At 67.2% G+C, this 6,288-nt stretch carries 6 protein-coding genes and 1 pseudogene; 5 read left to right on the top strand and 2 right to left on the bottom strand.

Annotation, left to right across the window (positions count from 1 at the left end):
* Positions 1 to 46 precede the first annotated feature (46 nt).
* Positions 47 to 1,252: a CaiB/BaiF CoA transferase family protein gene (locus ACFWF3_RS20380; RefSeq protein WP_379314868.1), complete on the bottom strand. Its 1,206-nt coding sequence runs from the start codon at positions 1,250 to 1,252 to the stop codon at positions 47 to 49.
* Positions 1,252 to 2,769: an aldehyde dehydrogenase family protein gene (locus ACFWF3_RS20375; RefSeq protein ID WP_379314867.1), complete on the bottom strand. Its 1,518-nt coding sequence runs from the start codon at positions 2,767 to 2,769 to the stop codon at positions 1,252 to 1,254. The genes ACFWF3_RS20380 and ACFWF3_RS20375 overlap by 1 nt, the downstream gene beginning before the upstream one ends.
* A 198-nt stretch (positions 2,770 to 2,967) precedes the next feature.
* Here ACFWF3_RS20375 and ACFWF3_RS20370 point away from each other — a divergent pair, with 198 nt between their 5' ends.
* The 5 genes and pseudogenes from ACFWF3_RS20370 to ACFWF3_RS20350 form a co-directional block, all read left to right on the top strand.
* Positions 2,968 to 3,774, top strand: a complete 807-nt coding sequence (locus tag ACFWF3_RS20370; protein ID WP_379314866.1) for a TauD/TfdA dioxygenase family protein — start codon at positions 2,968 to 2,970, stop codon at positions 3,772 to 3,774.
* Positions 3,771 to 4,475, top strand: a complete 705-nt coding sequence (locus ACFWF3_RS20365) for an SDR family NAD(P)-dependent oxidoreductase (protein WP_379314865.1) — start codon at positions 3,771 to 3,773, stop codon at positions 4,473 to 4,475. The genes ACFWF3_RS20370 and ACFWF3_RS20365 overlap by 4 nt, the downstream gene beginning before the upstream one ends.
* Positions 4,476 to 4,542: 67 nt before the next feature.
* The gene (locus ACFWF3_RS20360) at positions 4,543 to 5,403 is read left to right on the top strand and encodes a mycofactocin-coupled SDR family oxidoreductase (RefSeq protein WP_378990201.1); all 861 of its coding nucleotides are present in this window, start codon (positions 4,543 to 4,545) and stop codon (positions 5,401 to 5,403) included.
* 14 nt (positions 5,404 to 5,417) lie between these two features.
* Positions 5,418 to 5,609: a ferredoxin gene (locus ACFWF3_RS20355; protein ID WP_067444937.1), complete on the top strand. Its 192-nt coding sequence runs from the start codon at positions 5,418 to 5,420 to the stop codon at positions 5,607 to 5,609.
* A gap of 12 nt (positions 5,610 to 5,621) precedes the next feature.
* Positions 5,622 to 6,288, top strand: a pseudogene (locus tag ACFWF3_RS20350) (cytochrome P450); the annotation flags it as partial.

The following is a 6,288-nucleotide window of genomic DNA, read 5'->3' as shown; positions in this document are numbered from 1 at the left end:
CCCACTGTGGGTGCCCGCCGGAGCTGTTCGTGATCGTCGGCCGATCTCAGGTGATCGCGCCCGCAGTTTTGAGGGCGATGACCTGCTCCCAGTCCAGCCCGAGGCCCAAGAGGATCTCCTCGGTCTGGGCGGCGAACTCGGGGCCGGGGGCCAGTTCGGGCGCGCTGACGTCGAATTGCACCGGATTGGCGACCAATTCGAGCTCACCGGCGCGAATCAGGTACTCGTTGGCCCTGATCTGCGGGTCCGAGCCGACCTGCAGGCTGTCCTGGACCGGCGCCCAGGGTCCCGACAGCGTTCCCAGCCGCTCGGTCCATTCGGCGAGGGTCCGGGTCGCGAACGCCTCGCGCAGGATCGCCACGGCCTCCTGGGTATTGGCCGCGATGTCGGCCGAGGTCCCGAAACGGGGGTCGGTCGCGAGTTCGGGACGGTCGATGTGGCGACACACGTCGGCCCAGAACTTCGCCGGCTGCAACATCACCAGCGACAGGTAGCGGCCGTCGGCCGTGGCGTACAGACCCGAGAGCGGATTGCTCGGCGCGCCATGGGCACCCGGTACCGGCGCCACCATCGGCTCACCGAGATGGGCCGAGAGCGCGATGGTGTGGCCCATCGCCCACAGCCCGCTCCCGAGCAGCGAGACATCGACCACCGACGGTTCGCCGGTGCGTTCCCGTTTGAGCAACGCAGCCGCGATCCCACCCGCGAGGTTCGTCCCCGAGATGGTGTCGCCGAAGGCGGGCCCCGGGGGCGAGACCATGCCCTCGGTGCCCGGCGGGGTGATGGTGGCGGCGACCGAGGCGCGGCACCAGAAGGCGGTCATGTCGAAACCGCCCTTGTCGGACTCCGCGCCGCGCGGGCCGAGCGCACTGCCGCGCGCGTAGACGATCTTCGGGTTCACCGCGCGGATGTCGTCCACGTCGATCCCGAATTTGGTCCGCGCCTGCGGCAGAAAGCTGGTCAGGAACACGTCGGCTTCACGGGCGAGGTCGTGGATCACCGCGCGCCCCTCGGGCACCGACATGTCGACGCCGATGCTGCGCTTGCCCCGATTGGCATGTTCGACATTGGGATTGGGGTCACCCTCGACCCGCATCCGGCCGATCTGCCGAAGGCCGCGTTGCGGATCGCCAGTGACCGCGTGTTCGACCTTGACAACATCGGCGCCCCAGTCGGCCAGGACCGCGCCCGCCGACGGCACGAACCCGTACATCGCGACCTCGAGGACGCGAATTCCCTCCAGCGGCCCCACTACTGGGCACCGCCCGACGCGTCGCTCAACCCGACAACCGCGGCGTAGGTCTTGCTCTCCAGGAATTCCTCCAGCCCGGCGATACCGCTTTCCCGGCCGATCCCCGACTGTTTAAATCCACCGAAGGGAGCGTCCGGCTGGAAGTAGTTACCGCCGTTGATGCTGAACGTTCCGCTGCGGATGCGCCGGGCGATCCCGAGCGCGCGCTCGGGATCGGCGCTGAACACCGCACCGGACAGGCCGTAGATCGAATTGTTCGCGATGCGCACCGCGTCGTCGTCATCGTCGTAGGGGATCACGACGAGCACCGGGCCGAAGACCTCCTCCTGCGCGATCTCGCTGTCGGGATCGACGCCGGCGAGCAGGGTCGGCGCGTAGAAGAAGCCCGGATCGACCTTCGTACCGCCGGTGACCAACGTGGCGCCGGCGGCGACCGCGCGCTCGACCAGGCCGTGTACCTTGTCGCGCTGCTTCGCGCTGATCAGCGGTCCCATATAGGTTTTCGGGTCACTGGGATCCCCGCTGCTCACCCAGCCCAGATTGGTGGCGACGAGCTCGACGATCTCGTCGTGGCGCGCGCGTGGCACCAGCAGCCGGGAGGTGAGCGCGCAGCCCTGTCCCGCATGGGTGCAGATGGTGAACGCGGCGAACACCGCCGTGGTGGCGAAGTCGGCGTCGTCGAGCAGGACCATGGCGGATTTGCCGCCCAGCTCGAGGAAGACCCGCTTGAGCGATTCGCTCGCCGCCGCCATGATCTGGCGCCCGACCGGAGTGGAGCCGGTGAAGGTGATCAGGTCCACGTCGGGATGGGTGGTCATCAGCTTGCCGATCTCGACATCGGCGGCGGACAACACATTCACCACACCGGGCGGGATATCGGTGTGCTCGGCGATCAGCTCACCGAGAGCGAGCGTGGCCAGCGGGGTATCGGGGGCGGCTTTGAGCACCACCGTGCAGCCCGCCGCCAGGGCGGGCATGAGCTTGGCCAGGGCCAGCTGATGCGGGTAGTTGTAGGCCACGATCGCCGAAACGACACCGGCGGCTTCCTTCTCGATCCAGCGCCGGTGGCGCTCCCCGCGGATCTCGAGCTCGCTCAGTTCCTCGGTCAACGAGTACTCGGGCAGCAGGTCGGCGTAGAAGCGAGCGATCTCGATCGGGAAGTCGAGCTGGTTGCCGTGGGTGAGCCGCCGGGTGGCGCCGACCTCGGCGATGGTGAGCTCGCGCAGGTCCTCCACGTTGTCGAGCAGTGCCCGATGGAGTTGGTCCAGGCAGCGAGCCCGCAACGCCGCGTCGGTCGACCAGCTGGTCGTGTCGAAGGCTCGACGGGCGGCGGCGATGGCCGCCTCGGTCTGTTCGAGCGTGGCTTCGGGCGCGTAGCCGTACACCTCGCCGGTCGCGGGATTGAGCGAGGCGAAGGTCTGTTCCGCCTCGACCAGCTGTCCGTCTATCAGCAATCGCTTGGTGACTGCCGTGGTCGGCGCGGACGCGCCGATCGAGTCCGTGTCCTGGGATGACATCCCGTCTCCTCGCTGAGCGTTGGAAATGTGATTCTCACTTCTAGAGAAGAATATATCCATATGCAAGAGCCCGCATCAGCCGAATGCCGCGACCGACACCGCGATCACCGGCAGCCTGTTCGCCGAAAGGCGGATATCAGGCCTTGCGGAGGAAACCTCAGCGAGAGTACGGTTCTCGCAACTGGAAGGGAGATTCTTGTGATCCACACTACAGCGCTGCGTCCCGCGATCGGGGTGGAAGTCACCGGCGTCGCCGATCTGCACGACGACACGGTGGTCAGCCGGTGCCTCGAAGCACTGAAATGGCGCGGTGTGCTGGTCGTGCGCGGTCTGCACCTCGATGACGAAGCGCAACTCGCGTTCTGCCGCGAGCTGGGCACGGTGTTGGCACCGGGCGGCCGGGAGATCTTCACGATCACTCTCGATCCCGCGAAGAACCGGGCCGCCAAGTACCTCGAGGGCACGTTCTTCTGGCACATCGACGACACCACCAACGAGGTGCCGGCCAAGGCCACCGTGCTCACGGCCCGCCACGTCGCCATGGAGGGTGGCGGCACCCAGTTCGCCAGCACCTACGCCGCCTACGAGAACCTCCCCGAAGCCGACCGCAAGCGCTACGAAGGTCTGCGCGTGGTGCACAGCTTCGAGGCGTCCCAGCGGCTGGTGCATCCGGACCCGACCCCCGAACAGGTCGCGGACTGGCGTACCCAGCCGAGCCACGAGACGGCCCTGGTCTGGGAGCGCGCGGACGGCCGCAAATCCCTGGTGATCGGCGCCACCGCCGATCACATCGTCGGCATGGATCCCGCGGAGAGCCGGGCGCTGCTCGACGAACTGCTCGCCTGGTCGACGCAGGAACGCTTCGGCTACACCCATGACTGGACCGTCGGCGACCTAGTGATCTGGGACAACACCGGCATCCTGCATCGGGCGCTGCCCTATCAGGCATCCTCCGAACGCGAACTGCACCGGACCACCCTCGCGGGCGAGGAGGCCTGGGCGTGAAAACCGCGGTGGTCACCGGTGGCGGCTCCGGTATCGGTCTCGCTGTCGCACAACGGCTCCAGGCCGACGGGTATCACGTGGCGACGCTCGATCTGCGCCCGACCGATACCCGATTCGCCCACACCGCCGACGTTTCCGACCCCGAGCAGGTGAGCGCGGCCTTCGCCGCGATCCGCACCCAGCTCGGCCCCGTGACGATCCTGGTGAACGCCGCGGGCCTGGACGGTACGGGGCGCTTCGCCAAAATCGACTTCGCGCAGTGGCAGCGGGTGATCGACGTCAACCTCAACGGCGTCTACCACTGCGTTCAGGCGGTGCTGCCCGACATGCTCGAGGCCCGGTGGGGTCGCATCGTGAACATCTCCTCGTCGAGCACGCATTCGGGGCAGCCCTTCATGGCGCACTACGTCGCGGCCAAGTCCGCGGTGAACGGGCTGACCAAATCGCTGGCGCTCGAACTCGGTCCGGCCGGGATCACCGTCAACGCCGTCCCGCCCGGCTTCATCGACACCCCGATGCTGCGCAAGGCGGAGGCGGCCAAGCTGCTCGGCGGCACGATCGACGACCACATCCAGCGCACCCCCGTGCGGCGGGTGGGCCAACCCGAGGACATCGCCGCGGCGTGCGCGTTCCTGATCTCCGAGAGCGCCGGGTACATCACCGGGCAGATCCTCGGGGTCAACGGCGGCCGAAACACCTAGTCGTACCAATCCAGACAACGGGCTCACCGCCTTCCGGTGGGCACCGCACACGCCGAAAGGAACTCCCGTGGGACGTGTCGAGGGCAAGGTCGCCTTTATCACCGGAGCCGCTCGCGGCCAGGGCCGCAGTCATGCGGTGCGTCTGGCCGCCGAGGGCGCCGACATCATCGCCGTCGATATCTGCCAGGACATCGACACCATCCAGTACCCGCTGTCGCGTCCCGAGGATCTGGACGAAACGGCGCGACTGGTCGAGAAGTCCGGGCGGCGCATCGTCACCGTCCAGGCCGATGTGCGCGATGCCGCGCAGATGCGTGACGCGGTCGCGCACGGAGTACAGGAACTGGGCCGCCTCGACATCGTCGTCGCCCAGGCCGGGATCGCCGGGATGAAGGGCGAGCCGCAGTGGCAGGCCTGGACCGATGTGCTCGACACCAACCTGGTCGGCGTGCTCAACGCCATCCACGCCGCGCTGCCGCATCTGCAGGCCGGCGCGTCGATCATCGCCACCGGGTCGCTGGCCGCGCTGATGGACACCACCAAGGTGGACCAGCCGGGTAAGGATCCCGGCGGCGTCGCGTACATGGTCGCCAAGCGCGCGCTGTCGATGGTGGTGCACGAACTCGCCACCCACATCGCGCCGAAGAAGATCCGCGCCAACGTTATCCACCCCACCAACTGCAACACCCCGATGTTGCAGAGCGAGCCGATGTACCGCTCGTTCCGGCCCGATCTCGAGAATCCGACCCGCGCCGACGCCGAGCCCGCCTTCCACACCATGCAGGCCATGCCGGTTCCGTATGTCGAGCCCGAGGACATCAGCGACGCGGTGCTGTTCCTGGCATCCGACGAGTCCCGTTTCGTCACCGGCAGTCAATTGCGGGTGGACGCGGGCGGATACCTGAAGTGGTACGACTACCACGCCTGAAAGGAATTCCCGCCGTGAAGGTTCGAGTCGATTCAACGCGCTGCCAAGGCCACACGCTGTGCGCGATGACCGCTCCCCGATCATTCGAGCTGAGCGACTTCGACGGTCATTCGTCGCCGGTCAGTGAGACCGTCGCGCCCGACGAGGAGGAGCAGGTGCGCGAAGCAGCGCACTCCTGCCCGGAACGCGCCATCGATATTTCCTGAGAGGACACCGCCATGAGCGTCGACGACGTGGCGACCGACGACACACGCAAGAAACCGAATTTCTCGTTCGACAGAATGACCCCCGAATATCGGGACGAATTCGTCGCGACCACCGAAGCCATGCATGAGCAGTGCCCGATCGCCTGGACCGACACCCACGACGGGCACTGGGTCGCGGCGGGCAACCGTGAGGTGTTCGAACTCGCGCGCTGCCCACACATCTCCAACGACCACGACACGGCCGGGGTCCGGCGCAGCTACAAGGGCATCTCCATCCCGAAAGCCCCACGGGCGAGCGGTGTTCGGGGCGGCATTCTGGAAATGGACGAGCCCGAGCATCGCGAGGTTCGCGCGGCGCTCAATCCCTACCTCTCCCCCGCCGCCGTGGCCCGCTGGATCCCGTTCATCGACGAGATCGTGCGCGCCGCGATCGACGAGAAGATCGAATCGGGGCGGATCGATTTCGTCGACGAACTGGCCAATATCGTGCCCGCGGTGCTGACCCTGGGCATGCTGGGTATCCCGCTCGCCAAATGGACGATCTACAACGAGCCCGCACACGCGTCGGTGTACACACCGCCGGATTCGCCGGAGTATCCGCGGGTCGCGGAAATGCATCGGACGATGGGCATCGATCTGCTGCAGAATCTGTTCGAGATCAGGGAGAACCCTCGGCCCC

Source organism: Nocardia sp. NPDC060220 (genome assembly GCF_042727815.1).
Taxonomy (GTDB): domain Bacteria; phylum Actinomycetota; class Actinomycetes; order Mycobacteriales; family Mycobacteriaceae; genus Nocardia.
This window is presented reverse-complemented; position numbering and strand designations above follow the sequence as displayed.